Annotated in this window: 15 protein-coding genes; 11 read left to right on the top strand and 4 right to left on the bottom strand. The window is 60.3% G+C overall.

From position 1 onward, the window contains the following. Nucleotides 1-2 precede the first annotated feature (2 nt). From DKK66_RS00565 to DKK66_RS00520, 10 genes are all read left to right on the top strand, one after another. Nucleotides 3-503 carry a GNAT family N-acetyltransferase gene (locus tag DKK66_RS00565; protein ID WP_131354543.1) on the top strand — a complete coding sequence of 167 codons (501 nt, stop codon included), beginning with the start codon at nucleotides 3-5 and terminating at the stop codon, nucleotides 501-503. Then, entirely contained in the window at nucleotides 500-769 is a 270-nt protein-coding gene (gene fliQ, locus DKK66_RS00560) for a flagellar biosynthesis protein FliQ (RefSeq protein WP_045848343.1), read from the top strand. The genes DKK66_RS00565 and fliQ overlap by 4 nt, the downstream gene beginning before the upstream one ends. Before the next feature lie 11 nt (nucleotides 770-780). Continuing rightward, entirely contained in the window at nucleotides 781-1557 is a 777-nt protein-coding gene (gene fliR, locus DKK66_RS00555; RefSeq protein ID WP_131354540.1) for a flagellar biosynthetic protein FliR, read from the top strand. 76 nt (nucleotides 1558-1633) lie between these two features. Further along, nucleotides 1634-2359: a YebC/PmpR family DNA-binding transcriptional regulator gene (locus DKK66_RS00550; RefSeq protein ID WP_045848341.1), complete on the top strand. Its 726-nt coding sequence runs from the start codon at nucleotides 1634-1636 to the stop codon at nucleotides 2357-2359. 152 nt (nucleotides 2360-2511) lie between these two features. Beyond that, a complete protein-coding gene (gene pepP / locus DKK66_RS00545) occupies nucleotides 2512-3807 on the top strand; it encodes a Xaa-Pro aminopeptidase (RefSeq protein ID WP_131354537.1) in 1296 nt (431 codons plus the stop codon). 2 nt (nucleotides 3808-3809) lie between these two features. After that, on the top strand, nucleotides 3810-5006 hold the full coding sequence (locus DKK66_RS00540; RefSeq protein WP_131354534.1) for an FAD-dependent monooxygenase: 1197 nt from the start codon (nucleotides 3810-3812) through the stop codon (nucleotides 5004-5006). An 11-nt stretch (nucleotides 5007-5017) separates the two neighbouring features. Further along, nucleotides 5018-6166, top strand: a complete 1149-nt coding sequence (locus tag DKK66_RS00535) for a UbiH/UbiF family hydroxylase (protein ID WP_131354531.1) — start codon at nucleotides 5018-5020, stop codon at nucleotides 6164-6166. 15 nt (nucleotides 6167-6181) lie between these two features. After that, nucleotides 6182-6919, top strand: coding sequence for a DsbC family protein (locus DKK66_RS00530; protein WP_131354528.1), 738 nt, complete (start codon nucleotides 6182-6184; stop codon nucleotides 6917-6919). Nucleotides 6920-6946: 27 nt separating this feature from the next. Then, nucleotides 6947-7726, top strand: a complete 780-nt coding sequence (locus DKK66_RS00525) for an energy transducer TonB (RefSeq protein WP_131354525.1) — start codon at nucleotides 6947-6949, stop codon at nucleotides 7724-7726. A gap of 160 nt (nucleotides 7727-7886) precedes the next feature. After that, complete coding sequence (locus DKK66_RS00520) at nucleotides 7887-8147, top strand: acyl-CoA-binding protein (RefSeq protein WP_045848335.1); 261 nt, start codon at nucleotides 7887-7889, stop codon at nucleotides 8145-8147. A 111-nt stretch (nucleotides 8148-8258) separates the two neighbouring features. On the opposite strand, the gene ald is transcribed toward DKK66_RS00520, so the two are convergent. The 4 genes from ald to nhaR form a co-directional block, all read right to left on the bottom strand. Further along, nucleotides 8259-9383: an alanine dehydrogenase gene (gene ald / locus DKK66_RS00515; RefSeq protein WP_131354522.1), complete on the bottom strand. Its 1125-nt coding sequence runs from the start codon at nucleotides 9381-9383 to the stop codon at nucleotides 8259-8261. 446 nt (nucleotides 9384-9829) lie between these two features. Further along, nucleotides 9830-11431: a GGDEF domain-containing protein gene (locus tag DKK66_RS00510; protein WP_131354518.1), complete on the bottom strand. Its 1602-nt coding sequence runs from the start codon at nucleotides 11429-11431 to the stop codon at nucleotides 9830-9832. A gap of 114 nt (nucleotides 11432-11545) precedes the next feature. Further along, nucleotides 11546-13576, bottom strand: coding sequence for a site-specific recombinase (locus DKK66_RS00505; RefSeq protein ID WP_242673536.1), 2031 nt, complete (start codon nucleotides 13574-13576; stop codon nucleotides 11546-11548). Nucleotides 13577-13784: 208 nt separating this feature from the next. Next, the gene (gene nhaR / locus DKK66_RS00500) at nucleotides 13785-14684 is read right to left on the bottom strand and encodes a transcriptional activator NhaR (protein WP_131354515.1); all 900 of its coding nucleotides are present in this window, start codon (nucleotides 14682-14684) and stop codon (nucleotides 13785-13787) included. Between the two features lie 141 nt (nucleotides 14685-14825). On the opposite strand from nhaR, the gene htpX reads away from it, so the two are divergent. Then, nucleotides 14826-15707: a protease HtpX gene (gene htpX, locus DKK66_RS00495; protein ID WP_062790904.1), complete on the top strand. Its 882-nt coding sequence runs from the start codon at nucleotides 14826-14828 to the stop codon at nucleotides 15705-15707. The last annotated feature ends 40 nt before the right edge of the window (nucleotides 15708-15747 follow it).

The following is a 15747-nucleotide window of genomic DNA, read 5'->3' as shown; positions in this document are numbered from 1 at the left end:
GCATGGAATTCCACCCCATTACGCCGGACATGCTGCCGCTGTGTCATGCCTTGTGTGCCGATTGCATAGCCGCCTTGCCGGATGAGGCTTACCCCTTGGCGGCCCGCCTGGCCTGGGCCGGTATCTGGGATGATGAAACCGCTTCAGCCTGGGCTGCGCGCCTGTCCGCTAGCTGGAGCGTTGCTGTCAGTGCGGCTGGTGAGTTGCTGGGTTTCGCCTGGCTGACCCATGCCGGAGAGTTCGACATGTTGTATGTGGCGCCTGCTGCGCAGCGACGCGGGCTCGCCATGCAAATGATCCAGCAGCTGGAAGAGACGGCGGCACAGGCCGGGCTTGTGGCCCTGCATGCCTGGGCCAGTCATGCAGCCCGGCCAGTATTCGAACAGGCGGGATATGCGGTGTTGCGCGCCAATACCGTGATGCGCGATGGCGAAACGCTGGAAAACTGGCTGATGGCCAAAGGCGGCTGGCAGGAGCCAGCCGACGCAAGGAGAGAATCATGAGTCCGGAACTGGTCATCAATCTGGTGCAGAACGCACTGTATATCCTGATCATCGTCTCGGCACCGGTGCTGCTGGTGTCGCTGGTGGTGGGCCTGTTGGTCAGCGTGTTGCAGGCTGCGACGCAAATCAATGAAATGACGCTCACCTTCATTCCCAAGCTGCTGGCCATGTTTCTGGTGCTGGTGCTGGCCGGGCCTTGGATGCTCAATACCCTGGTGGAATACACCACCCGGCTGTTCCAGAGCATTCCCAGCGTGATTGGCTGACGTCACACCCCATGTTCAGTATTTCTGATGCACAGATCAGTGCACTGGTTACGATGTTTGCCTGGCCCTTTGCCCGCATCATCGGCCTGTTCCTGGTGGAGCCCTTGTATGCCTATCGCGGTGTACCGCGCCGTTTCAAGGCCGGTTTCGCGCTGATGCTCACCGTGCTGGTGGTGCCATTGCTGCCACCGGTGCCAGCCGTGCCGGTATTTTCCGCAGCAGGCATCGCCATCTTGTTCCAGCAATTGCTCATTGGCCTGGCCATGGGCTTTGTCATGCGGCTGACCATGACCGCGGTGGAAATGGCCGGCTTCATCATGGGTGCGCAAACCGGCCTGGGCTTTGCCATGTTTTTTGACCCCATGCATGCAGCGCAGGTGCCGGTGGTGTCCCAGCTGCTGTCCATGTTTGTCTTCCTGCTGTTCCTCACCTTTGACGGTCATCAAGTCGTCATTTCCACTCTGGTGGAAAGCTTCCAGGTGCTGCCTATCGGCATGAGCATGCCGTCCCAGGGGCTGAAGGCGCTGGTGTTATGGGGCAGCCACATCATTTCCTGGGGTATCTGGCTGTCCATGCCGGTGATTGCCGCCTTGCTGGTGACCAACCTCGCCATCGGCGTGATGACCCGTGCAGCTCCGCAGTTCAATATTTTTACCTTTGGTTTTCCGCTGACCTTGATGATCGGTTTCATCACCATTTATCTGACGTTGCCTCTGATGGTGCCGGCCATCGAACAGATATACGGTCAGGCCTTCACCTTCATGTTGGCCATGCTGAAGGCGAAATAGCTTTCTGCTAGAATAGCGTCCAAATTTTCCAGCATTAAACCGGCCCGGTGACGGGCCAAACCAGATTGAGGCAATTATGGCAGGTCATAGCAAATGGGCGAACATCCAGCACCGCAAGGGTCGTCAGGATGCCAAGCGTGGCAAGATCTTCACCCGTCTGATCAAGGAAATCACCGTTGCTGCCAAGATGGGCGGCGGCGATGTCAACATGAACCCGCGTCTGCGTCTGGCAGTGGACAAGGCCAAGGCCGAATCCATGCCCAAGGACAATATCGATAACGCCATCAAGCGCGGTACCGGTCAGCTCGAAGGCGTGGATTATGTCGAGTGCCGTTACGAAGGTTATGGCATTGGTGGCGCTGCCGTGATGGTGGACTGCCTGACCGACAACAAAACCCGTACCGTGGCCGATGTGCGTCATGCCTTCTCCAAGTATGGCGGCAATATGGGCACCGACGGCTGTGTGGCCTTCCAGTTCAACCATTGCGGTTTCCTGGTGTTTGCTCCGGGCGTGGACGAAGACGCACTGATGGAAGCCGCACTGGAATGCGGTGCCGAAGACGTGATCACCAATGATGACGGTTCCATCGAAGTCATCACCGGCCCCTACGAATTCAGCGATGTGAAACAGGCGCTGGAAGACAAGGGCTTCAAGGCGGAAATGGGCGAAGTCACCATGAAGCCGCAGAACGAAACCGAACTGGCCGGCGAAGACGCCATGCGCATGCAAAAGCTGCTGGATGCGCTGGAAGACCTGGACGACGTGCAGGACGTGTACACCTCGGCCACCCTGCTGGATTGATGGTCTGATGCCATACGGCAAGGCTTGCCCACGGGCAAGCCTTTTTCATGCCTGCCATTTACTGATTGTCAGCATCGGCAGCGCTGTCGCAGCAGTGTAAACTGCAGCCATGCCGGGATGTTGGCCGGTTCAAGTCATGCGAAAGAGTCATCATGTACCAGAGTCATGCCGAACGCCGTACGCGTCTGATGCAGCAGATGGGGGAGGGGATTGCCATCCTGCCCACCGCACCCGAAGTGGTGCGCAATGCCGACAGCCACTACCCCTACCGGGCGGACAGCCACTTTCTGTATCTGACCGGCTTTGCCGAGCCGGAAGCCGTACTGGTGCTGGATGCCGGTGCCGGCAAATCCATCCTGTTCTGCCGGGAAAAGAACCTGGAACGCGAGGTGTGGGAAGGTTTCCGCTTTGGCCCGGACGGCGCGCGTGAAGCGTTCGGCTTTGATGAAGCCTGGCCCCTCGCTGAGCTGGATATCCGCCTGCCCGACTTGCTGAGCGGCCAGAAATCGCTGTGGTGGAATGTCGGCCGTCAGCCCGCTTTCGATGTGCGGGTGAATGGCTGGCTGGACGCCGTGCGCCAGCGTTACCGCAGTGGTGAGCAGCCGCCCGCGCTATACCACGACCTGCTGGTATTGCTGGATGAAATGCGCATGATCAAGGACGCTGGCGAACGCGCTACCTTGCGCCGGGCCGGACAGATTTCCGCCCAGGGCCATATCCAGGCCATGCGTGCCACCCGGCCGGGCATGATGGAATACCAGGTGGAAGCGGAAATCCTGCACACCTTCATTCGCAATGGTGCACGCTACCCCTCCTACGAAAGCATCGTGGCCGGCGGTGCCAATGCCTGCACCCTGCATTACGCGGCCAATAATGCCCGGCTGAATGATGGCGATCTGCTGCTGATTGACGCCGGTTGCGAACTGAACGGCTATGCCGGCGATATCACGCGCACCTTCCCGGTCAACGGCAAATTCAGCCCGGCCCAGCGCGATGTCTACGAAATCGTGCTGGCTGCGGAACTGGCCGGCATTGCCGCGGTCAAGCCTGGGGCAGTCTGGAACGAGCCGGGCGATGCCGCGCTCAGGATACTGGTGCAAGGCATGCTGGACCTGAAGCTGCTTGACGGCAGCGTGGACGGGGTGATCGAATCCGGCGCCTTCCGCCAGTTCTACATGCATGGCATCGGCCACATGATCGGCCTTGATGTCCATGACGTCGGCCAGCGCAAGCAAGGTGGCCAGTGGCGTACCTACCAGCCCGGCATGTGCACCACCATCGAACCCGGCCTGTATATCCGCCCGGCTCCGAATGTACCGGCTGCGCTGCACAATATCGGCATCCGCATCGAAGACGATGTGCTGGTGACTGAAACCGGGCACGAGGTGTATACCGCCGACGTGCCCAAAGAAATCGATGCAATTGAAATCCTGATGCAGGGTGTCTGAACATGAAGAACACAGACAGACAACACAGCCGCGACTGCGGCCACGATGGTGGCGAACACGCCGACATCATTATTGTGGGCGGGGGGCCGGTAGGCGCGCTGGCCGCACTGCGCTTTGCCGCCGCCGGACGGCGGGTGCTGCTGGTGGAAGCCCGCGCCAAGGATGCGCCGCTGACCGATGCGCGCGCGCTGGCACTGTCCTGGTATAGCCGGGAAGCGCTGGCAGCTTCCGGCGCATGGCCGGAGGACTTGTCCGCCAGCCAGATCGACAGCGTGCATGTGTCGCAGCAGGGGGCGTTTGGCCGTACCCGGCTGGATGCGGCTGATCTCAAGCTGCCGCATCTGGGCGTGGTGGTGGATTATCCGGCGCTCACCCTCGCCATCAATGCCCGGCTGGAGCAAGCCGGGGTGCAAGTGTGGTGGGAAACCCGCGTGGAGGCGGTCAACAGCATGGCCTGCTATGCCACGGTGAAAACCAGCGGTGTGCATGGCGATATCAGCCTCACTGCCCGTCTGGTGGTGCTGGCTGAAGGCGGTGCGCTGGCGGACAGCCTGCCCGGTATCAAGCGCCTGATACATGACTACCAGCAATGCGCGGTTCTGGCCGAAGTCAGTACCGAACAGCCGCCGGCCGGTGTGGCGTATGAACGCTTCTCGAAGCAGGGGCCGTTTGCCTTGCTGCCACACGGTGACAATTACATGCTGGTGTGGACGCGTAGCCACGACGATGCGAAGGCCTTGCAACAAGCGCCGGATGAACAGGTGATGGCCGAGTTGCAGCAAGCCTTTGGCGAGCGCCAGGGCAAGGTGCTGTCCATCGGCCCGCGTGCCAGCTTTCCGCTGGCACTGCGTCAGGTCAACCGTGTCAGCAGTGGCCGGGTGGTGCTGATTGGCAACGCGGCCCAGACCATGCATCCGGTGGCGGCGCAGGGCTTGAACCTCGGCCTGCGTGATGCCATCGGCCTGACCGATGCCCTGAACGAGGTCAGCGATCCGGGCGATGCAGCTGCCTTGGCGGTATATGCCGCGAGTCGTAAACTGGACAGCCATGCCGTGGTGGGTTTCACCCATGGCCTGATCAAGCTGTTTGATGGTGACTCGGCCCTGGTCAGCGCCTTGCGCGGCGTGGGCATGAGCACGCTGGACAGTGTGCCGCCCCTGCGCCGTGCATTTGCCCGCCATCTGGTATTCGGGCTTTAGGAAAGTAATACATGACACAGTACGACGTCATCATCGTTGGTGGTGGCCTGGTAGGTGCCAGCCTGGCACTGGCGCTGGCTGATAGCGGACGCAAGATTGCCTTGCTGGAAGGCTCAGATGCACGCTTTGACGATCTGGAGCAGGGCTGGGATGCCCGCATTTACGCGGTCAGCCCGCTTAACCGCCGTTTTCTGGAACAACTGCAAGCCTGGCCCGACATGTCCCGCGTCGGCACCATCGCCAGCATGGATGTCTCTGGCGATGCCGGTGGCCGCATCCAGTTTGCCGCCAGCGATGCCGGTGCCAGCGCCCTGGCCTGGATTGTGGAAAACCGCTGGTTGCTGGCCAGCCTGTGGCAGCGCCTGACTGCCAGCCCGGTCAGCTGTCTGACTGGTGTGCGACCTGCCTCACTCTCCACCACCGCCAGCACGGCCAGCCTGACGCTGGACGATGGCCGGGTACTGCAAGCCAGCCTGGTGGTAGGGGCCGACGGGGCCAATTCCTGGGTGCGCAGCCAGACCGATCTGGCCGCCAGCATCAAGCCTTATGGCCAAAGCGGAGTGGTGGCCAATTTCAGCTGCGAAAAGCCGCATGGCAACATTGCCCGCCAGTGGTTCACTGGCGACAGCATTCTGGCCTGGCTGCCCATGGCAGGGAATCGCATTTCCATGGTGTGGTCTACTGCCAAGCCTGATGAACTGATGGCTTTGTCCCCCGAGCAACTGTGTGCCCGCGTGGCGGCAGCCGGCAATCACCAACTGGGGCATCTGGGCCTGCTTGGCCCGGCGGCAGCGTTCCCGTTGCGCTTGATCCAGCCTGCGGCTGTGGTCAGCCAGCGGTTGGCGCTGGTAGGCGACGCCGCCCATACCGTGCACCCGCTGGCCGGGCAGGGCGTTAACCTGGGCTTCCAGGATGCGGCGAAACTGGCCGCCTTGCTGCAATCACCGGGTGATGCTGGCGACTGGATGCTGTTGCGTCGTTACGAGCGCGAGCGGCGCGAAGCGGTAAAAACCATGCAGTTCACCTGTGACGGCCTGTACCGGCTGTTCCATACCCAACATGTGCCCGGCCTGTCCTGGCTGCGCAATACCGGCCTGAGCCTGACTAACCGGCTGACCCCGCTCAAGCGTCAGTTCGCCCGTCATGCCATTGGCTTCTGAACCCGAGGATATTGAATGAACACCACTGTAAAAGCGCTGGCGCTGGCTGGCACCCTGTTGCTCACCATGACGGCCTGCAATGCCAATGCCACCTCCACTGGCACCGAGCAGGTACAGAAAGCCTTCACTACCCGCTTCCCCAATCGTCAGGTGCTCAGCGTCAGCGAAACGCCGGTAAAAGGCATTTTTGAAGTGGTGGTGAAGGGCAAGCAGATTGTCTACACCGATGCTTCGGCCAAATACCTGTTCGTTGGCGACCTGATTGACGCCGATGCCAAGGCCAGCCTGACTGAAAAGAAAATGGCCGAGCTCAATCACGTGGATTTCAACAAACTGCCACTGCAGTACGCCATCAAGGAAGTCCGTGGCAACGGCGCACGCAAGCTGGCGGTGTTTACCGACCCGGACTGCCCGTACTGCAAGCAGCTGGAACGTGAAAGCCTGCCGGGCATCAACAATGTCACCATTTACACCTTCCTATACCCGCTGGCCCAGCTGCATCCGGATGCACCGCGCAAGGCCCGTCAGATCTGGTGTTCCAAGGACAGGCTGAAAACCTGGACTGCCTTCATGCGCGATGGCCAGGAGCTTACCGGCAGCGACAAGTGCGATACCAGCGCACTGGACAAGGTGGAAGCGCTGGGTGACGAGCTGGGCATCACCGGCACGCCGGGCTTGCTGTTTGCCAATGGCCGTCTGGTGCCGGGAGCCATTGCCAAGGAAGACATCGAAAAGCTGCTGGATGCCAAGTAAACGTCCTGCCAGCATTCCTTTTGCATCATGAAGCTGCCTTTCGGGCTGCGCTGGCTGCCGGGGTCCTGGCACTGGTCTGCGCTTGGTGATGCAGACAGGCTGATGCTGGCGCTCAGCCTGTCCTTGCTGTTGCACGGCCCCTTGCTGTTGCGGTTGCTGCCGGATGGCAGCCCGCAAGGCAAGCCACAGCCCTTGCATGTGCGTTTACAAGGTCAGCCCACACCGCTAGCCAAGCCAGCACAGCCCGCACCACCCCACTTGCCGTTGGTGAAAAAACCGCCAGTCAGCCCGGAAATCATGACCGGACACAGCCAGCACCGCCTGCCTAAACAAGCCAGTGCTCCCCAGGCCTTGACGGCTGAAACGCCGGCACAGCAAGCACCTGCCAGCGCACCGCAGGCCAGTCAGCCGGCTGTTGCTGCCGATCAGCCACTGCCAGTGCAGACTGCCACAGCGGCAACGAGCGATACGGATGCGGATGCCCAGCAATGGGGTGTAGATGTCTACTACGCCGCCCGGCAGGTGGATGTGGTGGCGCTGGAACAAGTGCCCATTGTGTTGCTGGCTCCTTACGGGCTGGGCATGGACGATGTGGATGTCACCTTGCGGATTTATATCAACGAGCAGGGTACGGTGGATGCCGTGCAACTGGTGTCTGCACAGCCTGCAGGGGTGGAACAACCATTGATTGAAGTGTTCCGTCAGGCGAGGTTCTATCCGGCAGTGCGCGACGGCAGGGCGGTGAAAAGTTTCAAGCTGGTGCGCATCGGCCCGCAGGGTGGCAGCGATGCTTCGGCTGCCCAATGAGGGCGCATCAGTTCGTGGCAAGCGGTGGCAAGCACGCTTGCCGGTTTCATGCTAAATTCAGCCATCCCGGCCTTGCCGGGCAGGTCCGGCCCCAGTGGCAAGGGCCGCTTACAGTACAGCGGAACATACCGCTTTTTTATCCGACCACGAAGGAAGAAACATGTCTGATCTGAATACACTGTTCACCCAGGCCCAGGCTGACGTTACCTCGCTGTCCGAACGTCCGGACAACCAGACCCTGCTGCAACTGTATGCGCTGTACAAGCAAGCGAGCGAAGGGGATGTATCCGGTGAGCGTCCTGGCATGATGGATTTCATCAACCGCGCCAAATACGATGCCTGGGACAAGCTCAAGGGCATGGCCAGCGATGAAGCCAAACAAGGCTATATCGATGTGGTGCAAAAGCTGCTGGCTGAGTAATCCGCCGGGAGTAACAGGGATACCCCTGCTACCGGGCCATTACCCGGCAGATGGACGAAAAAAAACCGCTGACCCATTACATGGGCAGCGGTTTTTTACTGCTGTTTCCGCTCAGGAGGCTGCCTTGATGGCCTCAACCGGGTCGACAAAGGAATAACCCAGATCATCCGCCACGGCCTTGTAGGTGATCTTGCCGTGACAGACGTTCAGGCCGTTACGCAGGTGGGCATTATCCAGCAGGGCCTGACGCCATCCCTTGTCTGCCAGCTCCAGAGTGAAGGGCAGGGTGGCATTGTTCAGGGCCTGGGTGGAAGTGCGTGCCACGCCGCCGGGCATGTTGGCAACGCAGTAATGCACGATGCCGTCCACCACGTAGATGGGGTCCTGATGTGTCGTTGCACGGCTGGTTTCAAAACAACCGCCCTGGTCGATGGCCACATCCACCAGTACCGCACCGGGTTTCATATTGCCCAGCATGGCGCGGGTTACCAGCTTGGGCGCGGCAGCACCCGGAATCAGCACGGCACCCACTACCATGTCCGCCTCGCGGATGGATTCGTCGATATTGGCGGTATTGGATACCAGAGTCTTGATGCGACCGCCAAACACCATGTCGATTTCTTTCAGGCGCGGCAGGGACTTGTCCAGAATGGTGACATCGGCACCCAGCCCGGCGGCCATGCGGGCCGCATTCAGGCCGACCACGCCACCACCAATCACCACCACCCGTGCCGGGGCTACGCCGGGCACGCCGCCCAGCAATACACCACGGCCGCCCTGGGCTTTCTCCAGCGCATGGGCACCCGCCTGAATGGCCATGCGGCCAGCTACTTCCGACATCGGTGCCAGCAGCGGCAGGCCACCGCGTTCGTCGGTGACGGTTTCATAGGCAATGGCCACCGCACCGGATTCGGTCAGCAGCTTGGTCTGCTCCGGGTCCGGTGCCAGGTGCAGGTAGGTGAACAGGATTTGTCCCGGACGCAGCAGACGGCATTCCACCGGCTGAGGCTCTTTCACCTTGACCACCATCTCGGCGCGGGCGAAGACATCTTCGGCAGAGGACGCAATGGAGGCACCGGACTGTATGTATTGTTCGTCCGTAAAACCGATGGCGAGGCCAGCCTGGGTCTGCACCAGTACCTTGTGGCCATGGGCAACCAGTTCGCGCACGCCAGCAGGGGTGAGACCCACGCGGTACTCGTGGTTTTTGATTTCCTTGGGTACACCGATCAACATTACCGTCTCCTTCTGTTATTGGATGGAAGCAACAGCAAACGTCACGGGCAGGGGGTGAGCAGCCGGGCAAGACTGCCTGCACGACAAGCCGGGTTGATGGCGTCCAGACTCCCCGAAGGAGCCTGTTCCAAAGGCTGATTCCCGGCATTGATTGATTTGTAGTATATGGAGCGCGGCTTGGTCTTATTCACTGTTGTTGAAAATAGGGACAGTGAAATTTCATGTCTGAGTCAAAAAAATCAGTGATGAAATGCTGTTTTTGCATGCGGCTGAAGCGGGCTTGATCATGGTCAAACAAAGTGTCCCGGCCCGGTACTTTTGCAGGTGTAAACAGTGCAATGCAGCATGAATGCGTCGTTGCTGGACAGCCCAGCCGGTGCAGCTGCCATGCAGGGTGGAACCGCACGGGCTACAGGAGGCGCAGCACGGATGGCAGCAGGCTGGCGCTAATTGAAACGGTAGCAGTCACCGCCGGCATGCTTGGCCAGATACATGGCCTGATCGGCTTCCTGCATCAGTGAATCGGCCGTGCTGTCGGGCCCGGCCAGGCTAAGACCGATGGAAATACCTACCTTGTAGGCATGGGTGCCGATGTGCAATGGCTCCTGCATGGCCTGAATGCATTTCTCTGCCACGGTGCGAACTGATTCTGCCGCGTGCTCATCCAGATTGCACATCAACAGGACAAACTCGTCGCCGCCAATACGCGCCAGGGTATCGGTCTCGCGCACGATGGCTTGCAGGCGGGCGGTCACCATGCGCAGGGCCTCGTCACCTGCCTCGTGCCCCATGCTGTCGTTGATCTGCTTGAAACCGTCCAGGTCCATGAACAACAGGGCCAGGTGGGTGCCGTGGCGGCGCGACTGCGCCAAAGCCAGTTTAAGGCGGTCTGCCAGCAGGCGGCGGTTGGGCAGGCCGGTCAGCGGGTCGTGGTGGGCAATACGCTCCAGCTGGCCTTGCTGTTCGTGCAATTTGCCCAGCAGGCGATTGAAGGCGGCAATCAGGTGGCCGACTTCATCATTGCGCCGGATCGACAAGGGAACCAGCGGGGTTTCGCCGCGCGTCATCCGCTCGGCATCTTCCGCTGCCTGAAACAGCGGACGCAGCACGATATACATGCACAGGGTGGCCAGCATGGCAAACATCACGGTGGCAATGATGGCACCGCGCACGGCAAAGCCTTGCGCATGCCTGACCGTGGCAAAGGCTTCGCTGGCCGGCGTATGCGCCACTACCAGCCAGCCGGTACTGGCGACTGTTACTGTCGTGGACACTTCCTCCTCACCCCGCATGTTGGTGGTGATTTCCGTACTGTGGTAGCTGCTCAGGGCGGTATCCTGCAGCGGGTTGACGCCGACAGGGGACAAGGGGGTCATGGTCAGTTGCTTCTGGGTATCGGCAACAAACATTTTGTCGCGTGGCGATAGCAGCAGGAATCCGCCCTTGCCATTGCCGATACGGGATTTCTGCATCACATCCAAAAAGCCGGGGGCGGACAGCGGAGTGATGCCGACCAGGATGGCCGTCACCTGCATATTGTGGTCAAACAAGGGAGTGGCCATCGGCAGGATGGGAATGCGCAAGGCATAACCGGTCACCGGCTTGCCGATGTAGCGTTTGCCTTGCTGGGCCGCGTGGATATAGTCGCGGTCCGTGTAACTGTGGTTCTGGCGTCCTGGTGCGGTAGGGTAATCTGCAATCACCCGGCCTTGGGCGGTGGTGACAAACAGGCCGCCGGGAAACAGGCTCTGGTAGCGGTAGTGCTGACGCAGCCAGTCCTGCAGGGCGGCAGGTTGTTGCAGCAGTTGCTGTGGCAGGTCTGCGGCCAGTTGATCCAGCAGCGCCTCGCGCTGGGTGATTTTTTCATCGATATCACGCGCGACATAGCTGGCCAGCGTCTGTTGCTGTTCCTGCACCACGGTACTGAGGTCCTGGCGCAAAAAACTGCCCAGCGCAAAATAGCGCACCACCGTACCCAGGCTCACCAGGCAAACCACCATGATCACCAGACGGGTGATGATGCTGTCAAAAATACGGCGCAGGCTCATCAGTGCACGGAAGGTAAAGGAAATGACCGGCCAGTTTAACCGACGTCATTCCTTCCGTATATCGCCAATCCCCTTTTCTTGTTATGGAATTGTCATGCCGGTCGCGGTAAGGCGTCAGGCTTCCTTGCTGCCTTCCGTATCCGGCTCGGCCGGACTGCCGGCTGGCGGAATGAAAAACTGCAAGGGCTGGCGGATAAAGCGTTTGAACAGCAAGGGCAGCAGGGGCAACACCTGATGTCCGGAGAGCTTGCGCGACCGTAGCGCCACCCACAAGGCCAGAATGAAACTGACTGCCAGGTTGGTCAGACCGATCAGCGCCACACCGCCGGCATAGAGTGCCATCTGCGCCAGCGGCAACTGGAAATCCAGCGTCACCAGGCCAAAAGCCAGGTTGGCGGCCGAGAAGGTAATGTGCCGGATGTCCAGCGGCAAACCCAGCATGATGCCGATGGTGCCGGTCAGGCCCAGAAACAGGCCGAAATAGAAGTTGCCGGCCAGTGCGCCCAGATTGTGTTCCACATAATGCCCCAGCTTCCAGGCGCGGTGCTTGCCCAGCAATCTGTTCAAGAGCGGGTGGTTGGCCAGCCGTTCCGGAATGCGCCGGTAAATGGCCTTGTTGTCGTAATAACCGGCAATCAGCCCGGACAGGAACAGGTAAACCCCGGCAATGCCGGCATGCAGCAAGGCCAGGCTGTGCCACGGGTCCAGATCGTGCAGCAGGTGTGCTGCCTTTTCTGTCGACACCACCGGTGTACCGAACAAGGCCTGCCAGCCATAGGCAATCAGTGCGGCAGTGGGGATGGCCAGCAGCACATTACCCAGAATGGCGACAAACTGGGTGCGCATGACCTTGGTGACCAGATCGGCCAGATCATCCAGTGCAACGCGGCTGCCGCTCTTTTCCTGCTGATGCAGCGCCGCAGCAATACGTGCTGCCGTCATGGCCGGTTGCTTGGTGGCAATGGTGAAGTGCAACAGCTGCACGATGATGAAGCCGATGGCGTAGTTCATGCCATAAGCCAGGCCTTCCCACAGCAAGGGCAGGTGAGCCTGGGCCAGCAGCAGCTTGATCAGCGCCATCACGCCGACAATCAGCCCGGCACCCATGGCCGCGCGCGCCATGCTGCTCCATTCCCGCCGTGTTTCGGCAATATAGTGCTCGCCATGGCGGCCGGCATGTTCGGTTACCTGCAGGGCCAGCAGTTCGGTATTGGATTTGAACACATCGCTGACGCTGTACTTGCGGTTTTCCGCCCGGGCAAAGTCCAGTAGCAGGTGGAACAGTGCAGGATTGCGCGCCGGGTCGTGATCCGGTTCCAGCAGGCACAGCAGGGCACGCAGGCGGTTCAGGCTTTGCAGCAGGCGCAGGGCCTGATAAGTGAGATTGACCGAGATGCCATTGCGCGAGGCATTCTTGCGGATCTTGCCCAGAATCAGCTCGCATTGCTCCAGCAATACCAGAATGTGCTTGTCGTCCTCCGCCAGCGCAGTGCCATCGGCCAGTGCCTGGCGATAGCTGTCGGCATAGCTCAGCACGGCGGCGTTCAGGTGCAGGAAGGGCGATTCGAAGCGTTCGATGTCCGGATACACCCGAACCAGTTCTGGCTCAAGGCCAATGGCCGTGACCCGCGCGCTGAGGATTTGCACCGCCTCCACCATTTGCAGGCGAGTCTGGGTCCAGCCGGTGCGGTCTTGTTCTTCATGCCAGGCCATGGCTTGCCAAAGCTGCTGCCAGGTGTCGTCCGGAATACCGGCCAGCCAGACATGGTCCCGCTTCCAGCGAAACAGGCGGCCAAAACGGTCTTGCAGCGAATCTTCCCGTACCGGCATGGGCAGCAGCCGTTCACCCACCCGCTTGGACAGGGTGGAGAAAAAGCCGGTATTGGCGAGGATGCCGGACTCGGTATACAGCGGAATCTGGCGGGTTTGAGTCAGTAATTCCAGCAAGGCGCTACGCAAGGCCTGGCGGTAGTCGGCGTTGTGCTCCAGCAGCCAGCTGAGCGCACGCATGTTCATTACCGCCTGTTCATGCTTGTCGGCATGGGAGGGGCGCAGCTGGCGCACCAGCTCGGCCAGTGCCGCACCCGGGGTGATGTTTCCCTGCTGCAGGTCGAAAAACAAGGTGTCTAGCGTGGTATGTGGCAAGGTGAACAGCGCTCCGTTGTTGGTGCCAGCCCGCGGGCCGGGCAGTGTGGCATCAGGCCGTGTTGCAGCAGTTTCCGCTGCAGTGGGAACTTGCCGGAGACATGGCCTGGCTGGGCAAGGGCTGGCAAAGGAAATATCAGACTATTCTTATGTTAATTCAGTTCAATCCAGAATGGATTAGTCTGGATCTCGAGTGTCATTTTTCCGTTCAGCGTTCTGCAGCAAGAGTTTGCTGAATAATGGCCTGAACCGCCATGTGCTGCAATTTACGGCGGTTGGTAATGGCGTAATAGTGTTCTTCCACTCCACTGACTTGCCCCAACAGGCCCAGCTTGCCGTTTCCGGTAATGTCATCAGCAGAAAATGCCGGGGCAGGAAACAGGCCCGCGCCTTGTTCGCCAAAGGTTTGCAACAACGCGCCATCCTTGAATTCCCCCACGATTTCCGGCCGTATGCCCAGCTCGTCCAGCCAATGCTCCAGTTGCGCCCGCAGCACATTGTCACGGCTGGGGAGCAGCAAGGGCGCGCGCTGCAGGCTGTGCGGGAAATCCGCCTGGTAGCGCGCGGCCAGCTCTGGCGTGGCGTAGATCATTACCGGGCAGCGTGCCAGCAAATGCGATTGCATGGCTTGCTGTCCGGCTGCCGGGGCAGGGCGGTCGGCCAGTACCAGATCCAGGCTATGGCTGGCCAGCTCATGCAGCAATTGATCGAACGCACCTTCGGTACATTGCAGCCGCAAGCGCTGCGGCAAGGCCAGTGCCGGTTGGAGCAGGCGATAGGCAATGCTTTTGGGGAGCACATCGCTGACTCCGCTGCTCAGGCGCAGGGTGTTGTCCAGTTGTTCGTCAGCCAGCAGCTCCTGCAACTCCTCACCCAGCTGGAAGATGCGGTCGGCATAGGTCAGCGCCATGCGCCCTGCCTCGGTCAACACCAGGCCTCGTCCTTGCTGCTTGAACAGGGCGCGGCCGATTTGCTGCTCCAGCCGGGAAATCTGGCCGCTTACCGTCTGGGCGCTCATGCCCAGTTGCTGGGCGGCGGCAGTCACACTGCCGGCGCGCGCCACGGCCCAGAAATAATGCAAATGCTTGTAGTTGAGATTGCTGAGCATGATGATTCGAAAAAATCGTAATAACATTACTATTTTATTTGATTTTTTCGTGGCGAAGAAACATCTATCATGCAGCATCTGAATGTCGTGGCCACGTAAGGGATACGGGCCATCAACCAACCACCACCGAGGGGATAGATCATGAAACGCGTGATTCTGCTGATCGCCACCAATATTGCGGTGATGCTGGTGCTGAGCATCGCCGCCCAGTTACTGGGTATCAACCGCTTCATCACCGCCGGCGGCCTGAACATGGGCAGCCTGCTGGCCTTTGCCGCCCTGATGGGCTTTGGCGGTGCCTTCATTTCGCTGTGGATGTCCAAGACCATGGCCAAGTGGAGCACCGGTGCCCGTGTGATTGAGCAACCGGCTAACGAAACCGAGCGCTGGCTGCTGTTTACCGTACGCAAGCTGGCCGACCGTGCCGGCCTGCCGATGCCGGAAGTCGCCGTGTATGAGGGCGAGCCGAATGCCTTTGCCACCGGCGCCAGCAAGTCCAATTCGCTGGTGGCGGTGTCCACCGGCTTGCTGGCCTCCATGACCGAGCAGGAAGTGGAAGCCGTATTGGCCCATGAAATTGCCCACATCCAGAATGGCGACATGGTGACGCTGACCCTGATCCAGGGCGTGGTGAATACTTTTGTCTTCTTCCTGGCCCGTGTGGTGGGCTATGTGGTGGACAACTTCCTGCGCCGCAATGACGAGGAGTCGTCCAGCGGTACCGGTATCGGCTACTTCATTACGGTCATCGTGTGTGAAATCGTGTTCGGCATCCTGGCCTCTTTCATCGTGATGTACTTCTCGCGTCAGCGTGAATACCGTGCCGATGCCGGTGCGGCCAAGCTGCTGGGCAGCCCGCAACCGATGATTGCCGCGCTGCACCGTCTGGGTGGTGTGCATGCTGGTGAACTGCCGCAGAACATGGCTGCGTCCGGTATTTCCGGTGGCGCCGGCCTGATGGGGCTGATGTCCAGCCACCCGTCGCTGGAGTCGCGCATTGCTGCCTTGCAGGCTGCGCGCTGATTCATCCGGGCGGTTTCAGGAGTGAACGATGAGCAGGCTC

Origin of the sequence: Aquitalea sp. USM4 (assembly GCF_004328945.1) — a bacterium.
Lineage (GTDB): Bacteria > Pseudomonadota > Gammaproteobacteria > Burkholderiales > Chromobacteriaceae > Aquitalea > Aquitalea pelogenes.
The sequence above is the reverse complement of the archived record's forward strand: the minus strand, read 5'-3'. Positions and strand labels throughout refer to the sequence as shown.